Origin of the sequence: Cellulomonas sp. KRMCY2 (assembly GCF_000526515.1) — a bacterium.
Lineage (GTDB): Bacteria > Actinomycetota > Actinomycetes > Actinomycetales > Cellulomonadaceae > Actinotalea.
The window spans coordinates 3,903,019-3,924,240 of sequence record NZ_JAGF01000001.1 but is presented as its reverse complement, the minus strand read 5'-3'; the positions used below and the strand labels follow the sequence as shown (position 1 = coordinate 3,924,240).

The following is a 21,222-nucleotide window of genomic DNA, read 5'->3' as shown; positions in this document are numbered from 1 at the left end:
GGGACCTCGCGGATGGAGGCATCCGACATGGACGTGCACGTGATCACCAGCGCGGGAGTGCGTGACGCCTCCGTGGCGGAGCTCCCGACGCTCCTCGGGGTCCCGGAGAGCCTCGTCTGGGTGGACATCCCGGTCTGGGACGAGCAAGCCGCAGACGTCCTGGCCCGTGTGTTCGGCTTCCACCCGCTGGCGTTGCGGGACTGCGCGGTCCGCAACCGGGTGCCCAAGATGCACGCCTACCCCGACGCCCTGTTCATCGTCCTGCACGCGCCCGAGCGGGGCGCGGCCGGCCATGTCCACTACGTCGAGCTCGACCGGTTCATCGGGCCGGGCTTCCTCGTGACCGTGCACGGACCGACGAACGCCGCCGTGCCCGTGGAGGTCAGCCTGCGCGACACCACCGAGGTCCTGGAACGGATCCGGGCCGGCCGGTTCCACCCGACGACGTCGTTCGACATCTCCCATGCCATCGTCTCCGCACTCGTGCGCCGCATGGAGGTGTTCGTCGAGACGCTGACCGAGGACGTCTGGGACCTGGAGAAGCGCGTCACCGCCGGGCAGATGGGCGTTCCCGAACGATTCCTCGACGACCTCTTCCGGACCCGCCACGGACTGCTGGCCGTCCGCACGATGGCGGCGCAGGCACGCGAGATCTACCGACGGGTCGCCACCCTGTCCCGCTTCGTCCCGGTCGAGAGCCGCCCGCTGGTGCACGACCTCGTCGACCAGTTCGACCGGGTCAGCGGCCTTGCGGAGGACGAGAAGGACTACCTGCAGGGCGTGATCGAGTTCTACCGGGCCCGGACCGACACGAAGATGACTATCGCCGCCGAGCGCCTGGCGGTGATCGCCGTCGTGACCCTGCCGGTCACCGCACTCGCCTCGGTTCTCGGGATGAACCTGATCGTGAACGACCACACGACGCCGATCCCGCTCGCGGTATCCCTGGCAGTCATGGTCGCGATGTCGAGCTCCCTGCTGGCCTGGGCCAAGCGGCAGGGCTGGTGGTAGAGATCATCGAGCCGGACGCCAGCTCCGCCGTGGTCGTCGCCGCGCCGGGCGTCGTCAGCTGTCGTCCGCGCCCGCGTGGAGCACGTCCGGGACGGGTCGGCCGAGGCTCGCCGCGCGGATGCGGCGTCGTGCCGGCTCGAACCTGAGGCGCCGGTCGAGGACTGCCTCTGCATCGCGGTCGTTCCGGACGGCGTCGTCGGGCGCAGCGGGCAGGTCGGCCGGGGTCGTGGTCGCTGGTGGATCCACCGGGATCTGCACGATGAGCAGTGCGCCGCCACCCGGTGGTATCGCGGCCAGGAGTCGACCGCCACGAGCCTGCGCCAGCCCCCGCACGAGCGCGAGGCCGAGACCTGTCTGCGACAGCTCGTCGCGGGGCGGTGCACTCGCTCCGGCCATGTCGTTGATCGCGGCCACCTGGTCCGCGCTCAGACCGGACCCGCTGTCCGCGACGGTGACCTCGACCAGGCCGGCCCCGCGCGACGCGGTGAGCCTGATCGAGTCTCCCACCGTGGTGTAGCGCAGGGCGTTCTCGATGAGTGTGTCCAGTGTCGCCCGCATGCGCTCGGCCGAGCCTGCGTAGCTGCCCCCGCGGGCATCGAGGACCCAGTCCCGTTCGGCCACCTGCATCCATCGCTCGACGGTCTGGGTGAGCAGGGCGTCGAGGTCCACCCACTCGATGTCGGTCCCGCCCTGCAACCTGATCGCCCGCATCAGACGGTCCGTCACGCGGCCGAGACGGTCCAGCTCGTCCTCGACGACCGCCAGGTCGCGACGTTCCTCCGGCTCGTGCGGTCGCCGGAGCAGCAGCTCGACGTAGCCTCGCGCGATCGTCAACGGGGTCCGCAGCTCGTGCGAGGTCAACCGGGTGAGCCGGTCACGGTCGTTCGCCAGCTGACGCTCCCGCTCGGCCATCGTGATGACGGTTCCGAGGGCGACCTGCCGCAACCTGACGTGCCACACGACGAGGAAGATCAGCAGGGACATCAGGGGGATCTCGGTGGTCTCCTGCCAGGGGAGCACGCCGGAGGCCGCACGCACGACGAGCACCGCTCCCGTGGCGACGGTGCACAGGGCGACGCCGACCACAGCGACGCGAAGGCGCCAGTTGCCGATTCCGTAGAGCAGGGCGAAGGAGGCCCACGCGAGGTGGTAGGCGACCGTCTCCTCTCCGGGCCGCACCCACATGACCGCGGTGCAGGCCGCGGCGAACGCCAGCCAGGCCCAGAACAGGGCGAGCCCCCCGCCGGACCCCTCAGCTGCCGGAGAAGTAGTAGCCGACACGGCGGATCGTCTCGATGGGTGGATCTGGCTCGAGCTTCGCCCGAAGCCGACGGACGGCGACCTCCACGACGTTGCTGCCGGGGTCGAAGGTCAGCCCCCAGACGTCGCGCAGGAGCTCCTCGCGGCTGCACACCTCGCCCCGGCGGCGCATGAGGTGGGCCAGGAGGGAGAACTCGCGCTCCGAGAGAAGGACCTCGCGGGACCTGATCCGGGCACACCGCCGGTCGAGGTCCAACCGGATCCCACCTGCTTCGAGGTAGCGCTGCTCGCGCTGCTCGCGCTGGGCGGGCTTCGTCGTCGAGAGGTGGCGGCGCGTCCGGGCGAGCAGCTCGACGAGTGAGAAGGGCTTCGCCACGACGTCGACCGCGCCGCGCTCGAGCGCCTGCACCCGGGTCCCGACCTCGGTGACGCCCGAGAGCACGATGACCGGCGTCGAGTCCCCGAGCTCGTTCATCAACGAGAGCACCGCGAGCCCGTTGCAGCGCGGCATGATGAGGTCCAGCAGGACGAGATCGAAGGACTCTGCGGCGAGCTGCTCCAGTGCGGCGAAGCCGTCGTCGGCTGTGACGACGCGGTGTCCTTCCACGGTGAGGGACCGCGTCATGAGAGTGCGGATCCGATGCTCGTCGTCCACGACCAAGACGTTGCTCATGTGCACCTCCGGCCCGAGTCTAGGGACTTGAACCGACAGATACTAGGGCAAATCGGACAGGCTTCGAGGGAACGGGGCCACGATCGGCCGCGGGAGTCGTCGGCGCGACCCGGTCAGGGGGTGTCGAAGGCGTCGATGTCGAGGGTGTCGGTGGTCAGGCCGTGGGCGGTGCCGTTGAAGTAGGTCGACCAGGTGCCGTTGTTGTAGTAGGTGATGTCTTCGTCTTGGACGGCTCCTAGGCCCGGGACGGTGGTGGTGGTGGCGGCGAAGGACAGGTAGAAGTGGGCGGCGTCGATGCGGACGTAGCCGTCGACGTTGGCTGCGGCGGGTAGGGCGTTGGCGGTGGCGTCCCAGATGCGGGTGTAGGTGGTGCCGTTCCAGCTGTAGGTGTCGGCGTCGTCGGCGGTCCCGCCGAGGCCGGGTGGGTTGGTGTTGCCCAGGGTGGAGAAGTACAGGGTTCCGCCGGTTCCGTTGACGGCCCCGGCGATGCTGATCGCGTCGAGGTCGTGGTTGGCGGTGGTCAGGCCGTGGGCGGTGCCGTCGAAGTAGGTCGACCAGGTGCCGTTGTTGTAGTAGACGACGTCTTCGTCCTGGACGGTTCCCAGGCCCGGGACGGTGGTGGTGGTGGCGGCGAAGGACAGGTAGAAGTGGGTGTCGTCGATGCGGTCGTAGCCGTCGATGTTCGCGCCGCCGGGGAGCCCGGCCAGCGTGGCGTCGAACTGGCGGGTGTAGGTGGCCCCGTTCCAGGTGTAGATGTCGGCGTCGTCGGGGGTGCCGCCGGCTCCGGGGGGGTTGGTGTTGCCGACGGTGGACAGGTGCACGGGTGCGGTCACGGTCAGGGTGGTGGTGGCGGTCGGGCTCCAGTTGCCGGCCGCGTCGCGTGCTCGCACGGTCAGGGTGTAGGTGCCCTCGGCCCAGCCGGCCACGGCGATCGGGTTCGAGGTGGCGGTGTAGGGCCCGGTGCCGGTGATGGTCATCGCGGTCGCGGCACCGATCCCGGGATCGGGGCCGGTGAACCACTCGGCGCGGGTGATCGCCGTGGCGGCGTCGGTGGCCGTGGCGCTCAGGGTCGCGGTGGTCGCGCCCTGGGTCGGGTTCGGTGTGACGGACAGCGCCCCGAGGGCCGGGCGGACCTTGTCGACCGTGAGGCCGATCGTGGTCGTCGGGCCCCAGTTGCCTGCGGCATCCTGCGCGTGCATCGCGATCGTGTGGGCGCCCTCGGCGAGCGCGTTCACCGTCGTCGCAGGGATCGTGGCGTTCAGGTCGGCGGTCGGTGCGGGCGTGTTGACGGTCATCGCGGTGCCGGAGCTGTCGGCGCCGACGGTGTCGACGAAGTACTCGGCTGCTGCGATCGCTGATCCGCCGGTGGCGGTGTCGTCCCCGGTGGCGTGCAGGGTCACGGCCGCCGAACCGTTCGTCGGGGTGGGGGACAGCGTCGGGAACGTCGTGGCAGGACCGCTGCTGTCGCCACCGGTGGGCGCGGTGACCGCCAGCGTCGCGGTGGCAGACCGGATGGTCGCGCCGCTGCTGGCGGTGATCGTCAGGGGGTAGGCGCCGGGAGCTGTCGAGCTCGTGGTCACGACCACCAGCTGGGACGTGCCCGAGCCGCCAGGCACCACCGCCGGCGTGAAGGACCAGGTGGCCTGGCCGGCGCCGGACAACGACAACGGGACATCGGCGCCGAAGCCGTTCACGGGGGTGACCTGCACGGTGTACGTCGCGCTGTCGCCGGCAGTCACGCTCGCCTCGGCCGGAGCGACCGTCACGGAGAGATCCGGCCCCGCGACGACCCACTGGTAGGCGGCGAGGACGTCGAGCCGGCCGTAGCCGTACGCCGTGTCCGGTCCGGACGGTCCGAGGTCGGTCGCGGTCCCCAGGAGTGCGGTCCGTTGCCGTTCGACGGACAGCCCCGGGAAAGCGCTCAGCAGGAGCGTCAGTGCTCCCGCCGCGTGCGGCGCGGACATCGACGTCCCGGAGGCGACCTGGTAGAGGCCGTAGCGGTCAGCGGTGCGGATGTCGACCCCGGGAGCGACGACGTCGGGGAAGACGCCGGACCGTCCGCCGCAGGTGCTGGGGCCGCGGCTGCTGGCGGAGAAGACGAGCCCGTTCCCGTTCAGCGCACCGACGGCCAGGGACTCCGGGTAGTTGGCCGGGCTGGCGCTCGTCGACCCGCCGGAACCGTAGTTGCCCGCCGCGAAGACGGGCAGGATGCCGGCCGCGAGCAGGGCCCGGACGTCGGGCTGGAACGACAGGTCGCACCCGGGTCCGGTACCGATCGACCATGATGCGTTGACGACCTGGGGCGCGTCGGCAGTGCTCGGGTCGTTGTCCGGGTCCAGAACCCACTGGAAGGCCTGGTGGACGGCCGTCGCAGTCGCGCCGCCCTGGTCGTTGAAGACCCTGGCCGCGATCCACTGCGCACCGGGTGCCATGCCGATCGACGTCCCGCCGGCATCACCGCCGACGATCACACCGGTGGTGGCCGTGCCGTGCCCCGACAGGTCCGTCGGCGTCGTGGGGTGCTGGCCGTACGGGTCGAACCAGCTGTTGGTGCCGCCACGCCATCGGCTCGCGAGGTCCGGGTGGGACAGGTCGACGCCGCTGTCCAGGGTCGCGACGACGACGCCCTGGCCGGTCAGTCCCAGGTCCCAGGCCGCCGGGGCGCCGACCGTGACGAGGTTCGGCTCCGCGGGCCCGGCCGCCGGGACGACGGTGATCGCGTCGGCCGCGATGCTCGCCACGTCCGAGCGCGTCGCCAGCTCGCGGATGACGGCTGCGGTGGCGGTCACCGAGATCCCGTTGACGACCCACAGGGGAGCGGTCCTGGCGACCCTTCCGAGGGCCGCCTGCGTGCGCAGACGGGCGCGGATCGGTGCCTGGGAGGAGTCTGCCGTGGCTCGCAGCGCGCGGATCGTGTCCTGGAGGCGGGCAGCGCGGTTCGATCTCCGCACCGCCGACAGGTCGGCTCGTGGCCGAAGGGTCACGACGACGGTGGTCATGTCGGTCGGGCTGAGCGAGGCGAGGATCGTCTGGACCGCCGGGCTCAGGGCGCTGTCGCCGTCCGTCGCCGTCGTCCGGCCGGAGGCCGCTGGGCTGAGGGCACCGAGAAGCAGGGCCGTCAGGGCTGTGACGGCCAGGATCTTCCTCATCGTGGGCTCCTTGTTGCAGCCACGAGCGGGTTCGCGGCCGGTGCCGGGCGTTCGCTGCGGCGGGCGACGCCGGCGCCCACCGTGGCGAGCAGCACGAGGAGCGCGAGAGCGCTGGTCACGATCTCGAGGCGCCCGGCACCGGTGGCGACCGCCGGGACAACTGTCCACGTCGCCTCGGTGACGGCAGGCGGGACGCCGTCCCGCTCGACGGTGATCGACGCCGTCCAGGCGCCAGGCGCCGGCTCAGCGGTCCCGGCTTCGTATCGGCCTGCCTCGATCCGTTCCAGGGGAACGTTGGTGGCTGCCCCGGCGGAGCCGGCGAGGGCCACCGACACCCCCGTGACGGGACCTGGCTCCGGTCGGACGGTCGAGCGGGTCCGGACGACCAGCCGGCTCGATCCCGGTCCGGCGGGCACCTCCTCGAACGTGATGAGAAGCCCGTCGACGTTGGCGCTGTGCACGGTGGTCCGGCTGGTCGCCAGGCCGACCTCCCTGGCCGTCGCGACGGAGGTGAGCAGGGCAGCACCGCCCACGGCGACGACCAGGACGGCGACCTCGGCGGCCACAACGGTCGGGAAGTGGCGCGGGCCGATCGGCGCCCAGCCGGCCGGACGGCCGAGCGCCCGGCCCACCGTCGCGGCGATCCCGGGGTGCAGGAGCGCCGTGTTCATCCCGGCCAGCGTCAGGGCGACGGCGACCAGGACGATCTTGACGGCCACGGTGCCGCCGTAGACGGTGGTGGCCACCGATCGGAGGTCGGGCACGTGGCGGCCGGACTCGTACAGCCCGGTGGCGACCACGACGCCCGCCATGACCGCCGCGATGGGGCTGAAGGCTCGCAGCACGGAGGCGAGCACGAGTCCGCGGGCTTGCGGTTCGCGGCGCATCCCCGGGATCACGCACACGGCGAGCGTGATGAGCCCACCGACCCAGACCCCCGCGGCGACCAGATGGGCCGCGGAGGCGAGGACGGCCGTCGCAGAGCGAGCGGAGAGCGTCGAGGAGTGGCCGGCCGACGACTCCAGCCATGCAGCAGCCACCAGGCACCCGCCGGCCGCGAGCAGGACCCGCCGGCTGGGTCCGTCGGGGTGGGTCGCCCGCCACCACAGCACCGCTGCGCCCACGAGGAGTGCGACCTCCCGAGCCATCCAGAGATGGCCCCAGGCGGTGCCGACCAGCGTGACCCGGGTCGCATCGAGCCAGAGGCCGACGGAGGTCCCGGCACCGTACGTGCGCAGCAGGGGCGTGATCGCGCCGGTCACGAGGGCGACACCGGCTGCGGATGCTCCGATGAGCAGAGCCCTACGGCGCGGGACTCTCCCTGCAACGTCCATCGACCCCAGGGTGTGGCCGGAGACCGTGAGCGCGCCGATGGCGAGCATGATCGCGGAGAGGTCGAGCCAGCGCAGGACGAGGCCAGGCGCGCTCGGTAGGCCGCCCCCGGTCGAGAGCGGCAGGTCGGGCCGTATCCCGGCGCCGAAGAGGACCGACCCGCGGGACGCGTGGCCGTCATCGACGGAGAGCACTGTCCATTCGAGCACGTAGGTACCTTCGGCGAGGGGCTCTGCGGTGATCCGGACGAACCCCTCGTCTGCCCCGGACGCGTCCACCTCGACCGCCACCGCGACGCCGTCGATCGTCCGCAGCCCGAAGGTGCTCGCGCCGGGTGCGACGGCGTCGGTGAACCACAGGCTGAAGGAGGTCCGGCCCACTGCGACCATGCCGCCGTCGGGCGGGTCCGAGCGGGCGAGCTCGCCGTGCGCCAGCGCAGGTGGCGCCCCGAGCAGGAGCACCACGACGGTGGCGAGCAGGATCGCCGTCCGGCGCGTGCGCGTCCCCGCCCAGGACCAGGTCATCCCTGCACCGCGATGTGCTCGGTACGCGCGTCACCCATGACGAGGGTGACCAGGGAGCCCTCGTGGACGGCGTTGTGGGCGTTGGCGAGCAGGAAGAAGTACGTCCCGCCGAGCTCGAGCTCGGACGTGTGGTGCGGGGTCGAGATCACCAGGGTCTCGTCGGTGTCCTCGATGACCAGGACCGGGAGCAGGTCCGGATCGTGGATCATCCGGACCGCCTTGTCCGGATCCACCACCTGGTAGCGGAACTCGATCAGGCCGCCGGCTGCCGTGACGCCGATGAGGTTGACGTCGATCCCGTACCGGGCCGCCATCTCGTCGGCGGTCACCAGAGCGGTCCCGACGCGGACATCTGCCTTGTCCGCCGGCCGCAGCGCGACCGCCGTGACGCCGCCCACCACCAGGAGCAGCAGGACGGTGACGAGCACTGTCGCATGCGGACGCCGGGCGCGCGATCGCCTCGTCGGCAGCTCGGCGTCCACCTGGGGCAGGGTGTCGGTGCTCACTGGATCGCTCCCGATCTGCCGGCCGGTCGGCAGCGCGCGGGCTGCCGACCGGTGGGCGGGTGTGGTCAGGGGGTGTCGAAGGCGTCGATGTCGAGGGTGTCGGTGGTCAGGCCGTGGGCGGTGCCGTTGAAGTAGGTCGACCAGGTGCCGTTGTTGTAGTAGGTGATGTCTTCGTCTTGGACGGCTCCTAGGCCCGGGACGGTGGTGGTGGTGGCGGCGAAGGACAGGTAGAAGTGGGCGGCGTCGATGCGGACGTAGCCGTCGACGTTGGCTGCGGCGGGTAGGGCGTTGGCGGTGGCGTCCCAGATGCGGGTGTAGGTGGTGCCGTTCCAGCTGTAGGTGTCGGCGTCGTCGGCGGTCCCGCCGAGGCCGGGTGGGTTGGTGTTGCCCAGGGTGGAGAAGTACAGGGTTCCGCCGGTTCCGTTGACGGCCCCGGCGATGCTGATCGCGTCGAGGTCGTGGTTGGCGGTGGTCAGGCCGTGGGCGGTGCCGTCGAAGTAGGTCGACCAGGTGCCGTTGTTGTAGTAGACGACGTCTTCGTCCTGGACGGTTCCCAGGCCCGGGACGGTGGTGGTGGTGGCGGCGAAGGACAGGTAGAAGTGGGTGTCGTCGATGCGGTCGTAGCCGTCGATGTTCGCGCCGCCGGGGAGCCCGGCCAGCGTGGCGTCGAACTGGCGGGTGTAGGTGGCCCCGTTCCAGGTGTAGATGTCGGCGTCGTCGGGGGTGCCGCCGGCTCCGGGGGGGTTGGTGTTGCCGACGGTGGACAGGTGCACGGGTGCGGTCACGGTCAGGGTGGTGGTGGCGGTCGGGCTCCAGTTGCCGGCCGCGTCGCGTGCTCGCACGGTCAGGGTGTAGGTGCCCTCGGCCCAGCCGGCCACGGCGATCGGGTTCGAGGTGGCGGTGTAGGGCCCGGTGCCGGTGATGGTCATCGCGGTCGCGGCACCGATCCCGGGATCGGGGCCGGTGAACCACTCGGCGCGGGTGATCGCCGTGGCGGCGTCGGTGGCCGTGGCGCTCAGGGTCGCGGTGGTCGCGCCCTGGGTCGGGTTCGGTGTGACGGACAGCGCCCCGAGGGCCGGGCGGACCTTGTCGATGACCAGCGTCACCGAGGCCACCGGACCCCAGTTGCCCGCCGCATCCCTGGCGTGCACGAAGATCGTGTGCCCACCATCGGCGAGCTGCACCACCGTCGACAACGGGATCGTGGCGTAGCCGGCCTCCGTCGCGCTGTTGAAGGTTCCGTCGGCTGCGCTGAACCGGATCCCCGTGCCGTTCGCACCGACCGTGTCGAGGAAGGCTTCGGCCGCGCTGATGGTGCCGAGAGCGTCGGACAGCGTCGTGGCAGTGATGCGTACCGACGGGGTCGCCGTGGTGTAGCCCAGCGTGCCGTTGTTCGGCGAGGGTGCTGCGGAGAGCCCGCCGGTTGTCGGCCCGGTCTTGTCGACCGTGAGGCCGATCGTGGTCGTCGGGCCCCAGTTGCCTGCGGCATCCTGCGCGTGCATCGCGATCGTGTGGGCGCCCTCGGCGAGCGCGTTCACCGTCGTCGCAGGGATCGTGGCGTTCAGGTCGGCGGTCGGTGCGGGCGTGTTGACGGTCATCGCGGTGCCGGAGCCGTCGGCGCCGACGGTGTCGACGAAGTACTCGGCTGCCGCGATCGCTGATCCGCCGGTGGCGGTGTCGTCCCCGGTGGCGTGCAGGGTCACGGCCGCCGAGCCGTTCGTCGGTGTGGGGGACAGCGTCGGGAACGTCGTGGCCGGACCGCTGCTGTCGCCACCGCCGAACAGGACCGAGCTGACGGTGCCCCAGGTGCCGAGTGCGTCCTGGCCGCGCACGTAGAGGATGTGGTTCCCCGAGGGGGCGGTCACGGCGAGCGTGACGTCCTCGCTCGGCGAGTCGAAGGCTCCGTCGGCTGCACTCATCGCGGTGGCGGTCCCGGCCATCGAGTCGAGGTAGTACTCGGCGGCCTGGACAACGGCGCCGCCCGTTGTGGTCTCGTCGAGGGTGGCCGTGAGCGTGCCGGCGGCGAAGGCGACGTCGGTGGCGACCGGACCGGCACCATCCGTTCCTCCGCCACTGCCCGTGACCGCGAGGAAGGTGAGCATGCCGCCGGAGCCGGTCAGGGTGCTGTTGTGCAGCAGGAGGCTGCCGTCGTAGACGGGCAGCGTCGCGTCGCCCGTCGTGGCGGGGGCGGTGACCAGTGCGTCCGCCGTCTGCCCCGGACCGAACGTCTCGGCGACGTACCGGCTCGAGAAGGTCAGTGGGTTGCCGTCGAGGGCGATCACGGTCTGGTGCGCGCCCAGCACGGCCATGGAGTGGTACTGGTTGCCGGCGTTGACGTACCGCAGCAGGACGGTGCGGCCGGCTGCCGTCGGGATGGCATCGGTGTTCGGATAGGCCTTCCCGTTGACCAGGAAGTACCGCGGCGCGTACCTGCGCATGTCGAAGCTCGCCGGGTCGGCGGCGTTGTTCAGCGCCGGGTCGATCTCGCTGAGGACCAGGACGGCCTCGTCGTCGAACGCGGTCGTCGCGGCGTCGTAGGCCTGTCCCGCCGTCGCCGGGCGGACGACGAGGGCACCGTACAGACCCATCGCCACCTGGTGCTCACCGTTGGGCACCAGTCCGGCCTCGTAGAGGTAGGTGCCGGGGCGGTCAGCGGTGAAGGTGTAGACCTTCGTCCCGGACGGTGCCGCGCCGGTTCGGTCCGGGACCATCGCCTGCCCCTGGAAGAGGAGAGCCGTGGACTCCGCCAGCTGGTTGTGCAGCGTGATCTCGACCGTGTCGCCCTGATCGACGACCAGCGTCGGACCACCTGGTGCGGCCACGGGCGTGTCCGTCGTGCTGTAGCCCCAGACGGTCACAGTCTGACCACCGGCCGGCAGCGAGGTCGTCCCGGCGACCGCGTACAGGTCGAACGGTACGGTCGCCGCGTCGGCGGGTCCGGCCGGCGCCACGAGCGCCAGCAGCACCAGCGCTCCGCCGGCCACGATCGACGAGGCCATGTTGGTCCGGGTCCTGGTTCGAGTCATCGTTCCGCCCACCTCTCGTGCTAGCCGCAGTTGTTGGGCGTTGGAGGATTGATCCGCATGTACGTGATCGGGCCGGTCATGTTCGTGCCCCATGAGGTGAGCTGGAACAGGGCGTGGTTGTGCGAGATGATGTAGTACTCACCGCACTGGTTCAGGGTCTGGATGCCGGGGGGCATCGCCTGCGTGGATCCCAGGTACGGGCTGCCGCTGTAGAAGACGCCGACCTCCTGGTTCGTGAGGCTCGGCACGGTCACCGGCACGGGATTCGTGACCGGGTCGTACCCTTCCGCGTCGTACCACTTGAACAGGACGTCCCACGTCTGTCCCGGACCGAGGTTGATCGCAAACTTCTCGAACGAGAGGTCCTGGCCGGTCGGGCCCTCGAGCGGCCGCCCGTCCCGGCCGATCACCAGGCCGTTGTTGCCGTGCGGGTGGAAGGGGAAGTCCTCGGTCCCGACGTTGAGGTACCGGGCGAGGCCGGGGTACGGGTGGCTGGTGGCGTCGTACGGGGACACCGAGGCGAGTGAGCCGTAGGGCTGGGTCGGGAGCCACGAGGCGCCGTTGTCCGCGATGCTGTCGGGGAATCCTCGCCCGTTGATCAGCCAGTAGCGCGGGTGGTAGTTGTTCATGTTGAAGCTCGTGCCCTGCTCGACCGCCTGGTGCTGGTAGGGGTCGATCTCCGAGAGCAGCACCATGAACTCCTCGGACGGCGTGAACTGGCTGTCCGGCCGGTTGTACGCGTGGTCCGCGCCGATCGACGGCCGCACGATCAGTGCCCCGAACAGGCCCATCCGCACCTGCTTCTCGGGGTTGGTGCCCGACTCGTACAGGTACGTGCCCGGGTCGGTGGCGACGAAGCTGTAGGTGACCGTGCCGCCGTTCGCCGGCGCCGTGTCGGTCAGCGAGGTGATCACGCCGCTGCCGTTGAGCTGCGGCTGCGCCGGGATGCCGTCGGCCAGGACGTCCGCCTGGCCGGGGAAGACGATCGAGGCGGCCTCGGGCAGCGTGTTGTGCAGGATCACCGTGACCGTGTCGCCCTCGTTCACGCACAGCACCGGGCCGGGGTGCTGGAACGAGTCGAAGCCGCTCGAGTAGCCCCACATGAAGGCGGTGTTGCCGTCGGGCAGGCTGATGTAGCCCGTCGTGGTCGTCAGGTCGAAGACCGGGTGGTCCGCGACGCCGGCCGTCCCGGTCGTGCAGACGATCCCGATCCGGGGAGGTGCGTCGGCCGCGGCCGGTGTGACGGACAGGGCCGCGAGGCCGCTGGCGACCGTGAGCGCGGCGAACGTCGTCGCACGGCGCCGGCCGCGCCTGGGCATCCAGATCTTCATGGCTCCGCTGTCGCTGGTCATGGCGGTCAGACCCCCCAGTCGTTCGGATACGCCTGCGCGGTCACACCGCTCTGGTAGACGCGGATCTCGGTGGCCGCGCCGCCGAACCCGCCCGGTGCCCGGTTGTTCGACCGGGTGTAGTTGCGGTTGTAGAGCATGTAGGTGTCGTAGTCCCCGGGGCCCTGATGGGCCGGTGCCGTGAACACGACGTCGTAGCTCTCGCCCGGCCCGATGTTGAGCGTGTCGGTCTCGTAGGAGGTGTCGGTGCCGTCGCGTCCGCGCATCAGGGTGGCGTCCCGGCCGACCACCCGCATGCGGATGCCGGCGATGGTCATGGCCTGCTCGCGGAAACCGAGGTTGGAGAACCGCAGGGCCACGCGTTCGCCGGCGTTGCAGTTCACGAGCGACGAGTGCGGCTGGTACTTCAGCTGCTCGAACCCGGGCACCGGAACGAGATCGCCGCCGGCGTCGTGGACCGGGCCGAACGGGTCGATCGAGCCGTTGGGAGCGATGGTGTCGGGGTAGACCCGGCCGTTGAGCAGACTGAAGTCGGCGCGGTAGTCGCTCCACTCGGGGAGCTGGATGTGCGCGTCAGCCCAGTGCGCTTCTGCCCACACCTCGGACATGAACATGGCGAACTCCCGGTCGAACCCGGTCGAGCCGTCGCCGTCGTTGTAGAGGTACCTGCCGCTGGGGTAGTGGGAGGTGTTCCCGTCCTGCAAGGGCCGGACGAACACCAGGCCGGTCATGCCCATGTGGACGTGCTCGGTGTCCTCGACGTGGCAGTGGTACATGTAGGTGCCCGGTTCGCGTGGCCGGTACACATAGGTGAACTCACGCCCGCTCCGCACGGCGACCGAGCCGGACGGCTCCCCGTCGAAGAACGGGATCACGTTGCGGAACCCGTGCCAGTGCAGCGTGTGCGCGTCGAACAGGTCGGGTCGCAGTGCGAGGCCGAGGTTGGTGACCGCCACCGTGAAGTCGACGGGATGCGCAGGGTCGAACTGGTTCACCCAGAACAACGGAGCCGAGTGCTGTGCCTTGTTCTTCTGGTTGGCCCTCTGGGTGTCGTCCATCCCGGTCAGGTTGCGGAACCCGAAGATGTAGGTCGTCAGGGGGGACGGCGCGAGGACGTCGGGATGGAACGGTGCGATCGCCGGCGTCGGCGGCAGGTACATCCACCCGTCCGTGCCGCCCAGGTAGAGGTCGGGTGCACCCGTTGCCGCGAGGGCGGGCACCGGCTCGAGCACCCGGCCGGCCCAGGCGACGCTCCCGGCGACGGCCACCACACCACCGGCGACCTTGAGGAACTGACGGCGGTCGAGTCCTGCCCGTTCGTTCATGGCGGGGTCTCCCTTGAGTGCGTCCGTGGAAGTGGCTGGGCGGAGTCGCTGGTCACGGGACATCGAAGGCGTCCAGGTCCTGGTTGTCCGCGGTGAGGCCCTGGGTGGTGCCGTCGAAGTAGACCGACCACGTACCAGCGCTGTAGCCGACGACGTCCTCGTCCTGGACCGCCCCGAGTCCGGGCACCGTGGTGCTGGCGGAGCTGAAGGAGAAGTACCCATGGGTGGCGTCGGTCCTGACGTAGCCGTCGACGTTCGCGCCGCCGGGCAGGCTGTAGGGCGCGGCGCTGGCATCGATCACCCGGCTGTACACGGTGCCGTTCCAGGCGTAGATGTCCGCATCGTCCGCGGTCCCGCCGGTGCCGGGTGGGTTGGTGTTGCCCAGGGTGGAGAAGTACAGCGTTCCACCGGTTCCGTTGACGGCACCGACGACACTGATCGCATCGAGGTCCAGGTTGCCGCTCGTTGCCATCCCGTGGACGCTCCCGTCGAAGTAGAGCGACCACGTGCCGGCGTTGTAGTAGACGACGTCCTCGTCCTGCACGAACCCGAGCCCGGAGAGAAGGGTGAGGTCAGCGAAGGAGAAGAAGGCGTGGGTGTCGTCGATCCGGTCGTAGCCGTCGACGTTGACCAGCGGGCTGAACGCCACCCCCGAGGCCGAGGCGTCGAAGAGTCGGCTGTAGCTGCTGCCGGTGCCGAAGTAGACGTCGGCACCTTCGAACGGGCCGGCCACTCCGGAAACGGTGCCCGCTCCGACGGTCGAGAAGTACAGCGGCTGGAACGGCGGCAGCGGCGGCGGCGGGAGCGCACCGCTCGTGAACGAGATCGCGTCGACGTCCAGGTTCCCGGACGTGCCGAGCCCGTGCGCGGTGCCGTCGAAGAACACCGACCAGGCCGCACCGTTGAAGTACAGGACGTCCTCGTCCTGGACCGCGCCGAGGCCCGGCACTGTCGTGGTCGGGTTGCTGAACGACGCGTACAGGTGCGTCGGGTCGACGAAGACGAGACCGTCGACGTTGGGGTTGGTCGAGCCCGTGGCGGAGCCGGAGTTGGGCAGGCTGTACGGCGGCTGGCTGGCATCCACGACCCGGGTGTACGAGTTGCCGGGGACACTGGCGTTCCACCGGTACACGTCCGCGTTGTCACCGGTGCCACCCGCACCTGGCGGCACGGCGGTGTTGTTCGTCGAGAAGTAGAGCGTGCTGCCGACGACGCTCACCGCGCCGAGGTCGATGGCGCCGCCCACACCGTGCGCGCTGCCGTCGAACCACATCGACCACGCCGTGCCGTTGAAGTAGACGACGTCCTCGTCCTGGACGAGGCCGACTCCGGCCAGGGCGGTCAGGCCGCTGAAGGAGGCGTAGAAGTGGGTGTCGTCGACCCGGGAGAACCCGTCGGTGTTGGACACGGCCGGTGCGTTGTACGGCGCTGCCGTCAGGTCGATCGCGCGGTTGAAGGCGGAACCGTTCCATCGGTAGATGTCGGCGTCGTCGGCGGTGCCGGTCACGCCGGGCGGGTTGGTGCTGCCGAGCGTCGAGACGTACAGGTCCGAGGCCGGCGCGGGTGCCACCGCGCCGAACTCGTCGGCGCCGCTGTCGAAGCCGCCGCCCGCGGGACGTCCTTGGTCGTCGATGTCGGTGGCGGGTGCGGTGACTCCGCCGGACGTCGCGGCACCGAGGTTGATCGCGGGTGACCCGGACGGCAGGTGGTAGTTGCCGAGGAGGTTCGGCGGCGCGTCGAGGGTGACGAGCGTCGCGTCGACGAAGGCGGGGTTCTGCCGCCAGGTGGCGAAGGAGACGGACACGTCGTAGGAGGCGACGACCGCCGGGTCCGCGGAGCTGTTGGTGGGGCTGGTCGTGTACGGGTGGGTCCCGGCGTCCTGCTGGACGACCGAGCTGGTCGGTGCGAGCACCCCGGTCCCGCCGGCGACGCCGAGGTCCCACAGCTCGATCGGGGCCGCATCGCCGACCAGGCCGAGGCCTGTGACAGTGGTGCCCGCCCGCGTGCCGGCGCGGTTGTCCCAGAAGATGTTGTTGAAGAGACTCGGGTTGCTGAAGAGCGCCGATCCGCCCGGCAGCGTGGCCTGCAGCTGGTCGCTGTTCACCGACGTCGACAGCCCGGCAGGTGCCGGCTGGCCGTTGGAGGTCAGCGCCGTGGCCGTCGTCAGGTTCTTCATGATCGTGTTGTTGAACACCCGCACGTCCGGCGCGTCGTTGAGGCCGATGCCGCCGCCCTCGTGGGTCGAGACGTTGTCGACGATCATGTTGTTGTAGACGTTCATCGGGAAGTTGCCGGCCATCAGGAAGCGCAGCCCGCCGCCGTCGTCGTTGGCCAGGTTGGACTGGATCTGGTTGGCGTAGATGTCCACCGGGCCGGAGCCGGGCGAGAGGGCACCAGGTGTCGCAGGCAGCTCACCCGCGATCATGATGCCGCCGCCCTCGTCGTTGGACTGGTTGAGGTAGATGCGGTTGTGGTGGATCGCGCCGTTCGGGCTCAGACCGTAGACGCTCAGACCGCCGCCGTACTCGACCGAGAAGTTGCCGCAGATGTCGTTGCGGGCGACCTCGTAGCCGTCCGAGCCGGCGTAGATCCCGATCCCGCCGGCGAGGTTCGTGCCCGCGTTGGCGATGATGCGGTTGTCGGTGATCCGGACGCTCTCGTTGTGCTGGTTCGTGTCCGGCGAGGCCAGGTCGGGGGTGCCGATGCGGATCGTCCCGTAGCCGCTGCCGTTGTTCTGCACGACGTTGTTGGTGATCCGCAGGTGACGGACGTACGCGTTGGCGAAGATCGCGCCGCCTTGCGTGGTGATGTTCGGCGGCAGGCCGGTCGGGGCGCCGGTGAGGTCGTTGATGTTCCCGGGGAAGCCCTGCTCGACACCTCCGCGGATGTCGAAGCCGTCGATGGCGGCCGGGTAGGCGCTGGTGAACTGACGTGCCCGGCCGGCGTCCGTCGTCGCGTTCTCCGAGGCGAGGACGTAGATCCCCGCACCGTCGTTGACGGTCTGGTTGCCGTCCCAGGTCAGGGTGCCGATCTTCGTGTACCAGTCGGCGGCCAGGGCGGTGTCACCACCGAAGGCGCTCGCGTCGATGATCGAACCGGGGACGAACGTGGTCCCCTGGAAGCCGCCGGGGCCGACGCCCTGGAGCTTGACGGGCGAGGCGACGATGAGGTTCTCGTAGTAGGCACCGCGCGGGTTGTTCCGCGGGTTGACCAGGTCGGGGGTACCCGGGTAGACGACGACGAGGTCGTTCTCGGCGGCGGTGAATGCGGCGTCGAGCGCGGCCTGGATCGTCGCGAACGTCCTGCCGGGACCGACCTCGCGCACGGTGGGCGCATACCCGGTGCCGAGCACGTGGAACGTGAGGCCGTTGACCGTGGCCATTCCGTTCGCGGCCGTGATCCGGAGCTGGTGCGGACCGACCGGGGTGCCGGGCGGGACCGTCACGGTGATCGTCGCGTCGCTCCATGCGGTGGTGGGCAGGGCTGTGCCGTCGAGGGTGACGTTCCCGGTGCCCTGGGTCGGGCCGAAGCCGAGGCCGGCGACGGTGAACGATCCACTCCCGTTCACGTACGGCTGGGAGACGGCGAACAGCTGAGGTGCGGCCTGGTCGACGTAGCAGGCGATGGCGTTCGTGATGCCCGTCGTCGGGGAGGCGATGGTCACGCCGACCTGGGTCGGAGCGAGGTCGGTGGGGATGATGAGGCCGGGGAGGGCTTCGAACTCGGTCGAGATCGTGCGGTACCGGGGGTTGAAGTTCGGGTTGAGCCGCCCGGGTATCCCCGGGTCGTTGCCGACGAACCGGTACATGTTGGCGCAGACGCCGGAGGGCGTCGGGCAGCTGATGTGGTTGGTCGACGGCAGGAGCACGTCGTACATGCCGTTGAAGTCGGACTCGACCGTCTGCACGAGGCGGTTGGTGAAGTCGTAGATGCCGACGGGTGCGAACGGGACACCCTGCTTCTCGCCGTAGAGCGTCGAGCGCGGGTCGGTGGAGAAGTTGATGTCGTCCACGATCAGTCCGCGCAGACGTGTCGGGATCGGCACGTGGGTGAAGATGTTGAACATCGGCACGACCGACTTGCCGTTGTTCACCCGCACGAGCTTGGTGTCGCAGAGCGGCTGCGCAGTGCCCTCGAAGGGCGATCCGCCGATGTCGAGGAAGGTGCCGTTCGCGACGGGTGTCGACGCCGGGACGGTCACGCCGACCGGCAGGTCGTTGGTCGCGCCGCCGTCGCCGACGACGGGCGCGTAGCTGTCGGTGCCGTCGCCCTCGAGGTCAACGGTGTGCAACGGACCGGCACACGCCGGCGGCGGGACCTGCGGCACGATCTGGTCGCCGTTGCCGATGTTGATGTCCTCCTCGCGGGTGACCTGGTACATCGGGTTGCCGTTGGCGTCGTCCGGGATCGCGACGGTCACCAGGTAGTCGCCGGCCCCGAGCGGGGAGAACGCACCGCCGACGCACTCCGGCGCGGACGGGTCGGTCGGGTCGAGCGTGCCGTCGAAGCAGCCGTCGCCGAAGCCGTAGTTGCCGTCGACCGCCACGCCGAAGTTGGCGTCCGGGGTGCCCTGATCGGTCGGCGCCGGTCCGAACTGCACGCTCTGCAGGAAGGCCGAGAGGCACTCACCGGCCGTGGCCTGATCGGGTGCCAGCACGTTCTCGTCGACGCCGTGCACGAGCGCGACTCCGTCGACGTCGCGGGCGACACAGCCCGTCGGGCGGGTCCAGTGCTCGGACACGTAGGTGTTGAGCAGCGCGCCCTTGGCGTAGGAGCCGTCGGGGGCGAGCTCGAGGCGGCCGTCGGCGTCGCAGGGTGCCGTCGTGGTGCCGCACGGCACAGTCGCGTGCAGCTCGACGGGGAGGTCCGAGACACCTGGTTGCCAGTCCTCGGACGCCGCGTACTGCGGGTCGAGCTCGTTGCGCGTCGTGTCGTAGCTGACCGAGCCGACGATTCCGCCGTTGCGCGGGTCGATCCCGTTGGCGCCGGTCGGGTCGTACGCGTGCACGCCCCAGTCGAGCCGACCACCGAGGCCGATGATCGGGAGCACGCTGACGTCGACACCAGCGCCCTTCACCGTGGTCCGCGTCGGCTGGTTGTCGGCCTGATATGTGATCCCGGTCGTGTAGAAGGAGTCGCTGTAGGCCTCCATCACGTTCCACTCGCCGAGCGGGTAGGCCGACGTGAACGCGTAGTAGCCGGTGCTGTCGGTGGTGACCGCGACCTGGCCGCGATCCATCAGCGAGTTCTCCCTGCGGCGCAGGGTGAGGCCGAAGTTCGGGACGCCGGCCTCGCCCGGGTCTTTCACGCCGTTCCGGTTCGTGTCGTTGAAGACGTAGCCGTCGTAGGACGTCCACCATCCGTTGAGCGGCAGGAGGCCCATGTCGACCATCTCGCCGCCGGACACGGTGACGTCGATGAGGTTGAGGAAGTAGTCCTGCGGCTCGTCCCACCAGGTCAGGGTGTAGTTGCCGTCCGGCACGCCGGAGATGTCGAACGCGCCGTTCGCGTCCCCACGACCCACCCACACCGCGGTGTCGCCGGCCTGGAGGTCGGCCAGGGCGATCCACGGCTGCACGATCGGCTTGTCCAGCTTGCTCCCCGTCATGCCCAGCCAGAAGTTCACGTCGCCGCCGCGTGGCGGGGTGTACTGCTTGACCGCGACGATGACGCCCTTGATCTGGCCGGTGACGGCGGGTGAGGGATCCAGGCGCTGTCCGTCATGGATGGGGGGGACGAAGCCGAAGATCGGCGCCGGGACGGGCTCACCGGCGACCGCGAACTCGGTGTCGTAGCCCGTGCTCCCTTCCATCAGCCAGGTGTCCCAGTCGTGGTTGCCCTCGAGCGTCGTCGTCTGGATCCACGTCTGTCCGTCCGGGGGCGTGGCGGTCAGCGTGTACCGGTTGCTGCCCAGGTGGGGGATGGTCAGGAGCCCGTCGGCGTCGCTGACGCAGTTGCCGCCGGACACGTCGACGACCGGGAGCATCTCGGCGTCGAGGCTGGCGAACGGGATCTCGTGCGTGACCGGGTCCTCGCCGACGTAGGTGCTGCACAGCGGGTTGCCGTAGACGTCCGTGCTGATCTCGCCGAGGGTGTCGTTGATGTGGCCGACGAAGCCGGGCAGGCCGGGTTCACCCTGGTCGATCGTACCGTTGGTGAACGCGGTGTCGGAGAAGACCTGGGCGCGCAGCGTGGAGTCGGGCAGCGGGTTCGGCTGGAGCTCGACCGTGACCAGACCCGGGTCGGGCAGCGGCACGGTGAAGTGCGCGCCGTCGATCTTGTAGCCGTCGGCGACGACGGAGATGAGGTATCGGCCGTCGGGCAGGGTGAGGCCGTTCCCCCCGGTGAGGTCGAGCTGGTTGCCCTGGGCGTAGATGGGGCTGGCGTGTTGGTCCTCGGTGATCGAGGGCCACAGGCATGACCCGGGGTAGCCAGGGTCGTCGGCGGAGCAGCCCGTGCCGGGCTCGGGGCTCCGTTGGTCGGTGGTGCCTGTGGTGTCAATGTTGATGATGTACTCGAAGGTGTCGACCGGGTCGCCGATGACGACGCCGGTGCCCGCGAAGGCGCGGGGTTCGGTCCGCGCGCTGATCACCTGGAGCGTCAGCGTGCTCGTGGTCTGGGCGTGGGCCGGGAGGGCCGGCAGGGCACCGAGCATCGCGATCGACAGGGCCAGCGCGAGGGCGCCGGAGACGGTCGTCCGCCACCCCGAGCGCGTCACTGCGGTACGGCCGTCCGCGTCCACCGTCAGGGGTGTGAGCGGGGCGAGCACGGCCGGCAGACCCGGTGACCCGGCGGGCGGACGCGTCCGGAGTCGGTTCGCCCACCCCCTGACCGCAGCCATCCCGGAGGTCCAGGAGGTACTCGCTGTCGCTGTCGCGCCCCACAGTCCACGCATCTGCTGCACCCTTCAGGCGAGCCAAGAGGCTAGGAAGATCATGTTGCTGGGATTTGGGCGCCAGGTGCGGCTTATGGCAGAGCCGTCACGGAGCCGTCATGATCCGGTCATCGAGGCGGCGCGCAGTTCCGACCGGTCCGGCAGCGGACCGCCGGCCTGAGTCGGCGCACCG

General features: G+C 70.3%; 10 protein-coding genes. 1 reads left to right on the top strand and 9 read right to left on the bottom strand.

Going from position 1 to position 21,222, the window contains the following annotated elements; translation table 11 throughout:
* Positions 1 to 12: 12 nt before the first annotated feature.
* A complete protein-coding gene (locus K415_RS0118455; protein ID WP_231494932.1) occupies positions 13 to 1,011 on the top strand; it encodes a magnesium transporter CorA family protein in 999 nt (332 codons plus the stop codon).
* A 54-nt stretch (positions 1,012 to 1,065) separates the two neighbouring features.
* On the opposite strand, the gene K415_RS0118450 is transcribed toward K415_RS0118455, so the two are convergent.
* From K415_RS0118450 to K415_RS22195, 9 genes are all read right to left on the bottom strand, one after another.
* Complete coding sequence (locus K415_RS0118450) at positions 1,066 to 2,292, bottom strand: sensor histidine kinase KdpD (protein WP_155859527.1); 1,227 nt, start codon at positions 2,290 to 2,292, stop codon at positions 1,066 to 1,068.
* Positions 2,264 to 2,944: a response regulator transcription factor gene (locus tag K415_RS0118445; protein ID WP_024288505.1), complete on the bottom strand. Its 681-nt coding sequence runs from the start codon at positions 2,942 to 2,944 to the stop codon at positions 2,264 to 2,266. The genes K415_RS0118450 and K415_RS0118445 overlap by 29 nt, the downstream gene beginning before the upstream one ends.
* Positions 2,945 to 3,057: 113 nt before the next feature.
* Complete coding sequence (locus tag K415_RS0118440; protein ID WP_024288504.1) at positions 3,058 to 6,093, bottom strand: S8 family serine peptidase; 3,036 nt, start codon at positions 6,091 to 6,093, stop codon at positions 3,058 to 3,060.
* Positions 6,090 to 7,949, bottom strand: a complete 1,860-nt coding sequence (locus K415_RS0118435) for a copper resistance protein CopC (RefSeq protein ID WP_024288503.1) — start codon at positions 7,947 to 7,949, stop codon at positions 6,090 to 6,092. The genes K415_RS0118440 and K415_RS0118435 overlap by 4 nt, the downstream gene beginning before the upstream one ends.
* Positions 7,946 to 8,455: a hypothetical protein gene (locus K415_RS0118430; protein WP_024288502.1), complete on the bottom strand. Its 510-nt coding sequence runs from the start codon at positions 8,453 to 8,455 to the stop codon at positions 7,946 to 7,948. The genes K415_RS0118435 and K415_RS0118430 overlap by 4 nt, the downstream gene beginning before the upstream one ends.
* A gap of 65 nt (positions 8,456 to 8,520) precedes the next feature.
* Positions 8,521 to 11,481 (bottom strand): multicopper oxidase family protein, encoded by a 2,961-nt coding sequence (locus K415_RS0118425; RefSeq protein ID WP_197024757.1) that lies wholly within the window; start codon positions 11,479 to 11,481, stop codon positions 8,521 to 8,523.
* A 20-nt stretch (positions 11,482 to 11,501) separates the two neighbouring features.
* Entirely contained in the window at positions 11,502 to 12,833 is a 1,332-nt protein-coding gene (locus K415_RS0118420) for a multicopper oxidase domain-containing protein (RefSeq protein WP_024288500.1), read from the bottom strand.
* A gap of 5 nt (positions 12,834 to 12,838) precedes the next feature.
* Positions 12,839 to 14,155 carry a multicopper oxidase domain-containing protein gene (locus K415_RS0118415; protein ID WP_024288499.1) on the bottom strand — a complete coding sequence of 439 codons (1,317 nt, stop codon included), beginning with the start codon at positions 14,153 to 14,155 and terminating at the stop codon, positions 12,839 to 12,841.
* Between the two features lie 52 nt (positions 14,156 to 14,207).
* On the bottom strand, positions 14,208 to 21,050 hold the full coding sequence (locus K415_RS22195) for an SdrD B-like domain-containing protein (RefSeq protein ID WP_155859526.1): 6,843 nt from the start codon (positions 21,048 to 21,050) through the stop codon (positions 14,208 to 14,210).
* Positions 21,051 to 21,222 lie beyond the last annotated feature (172 nt).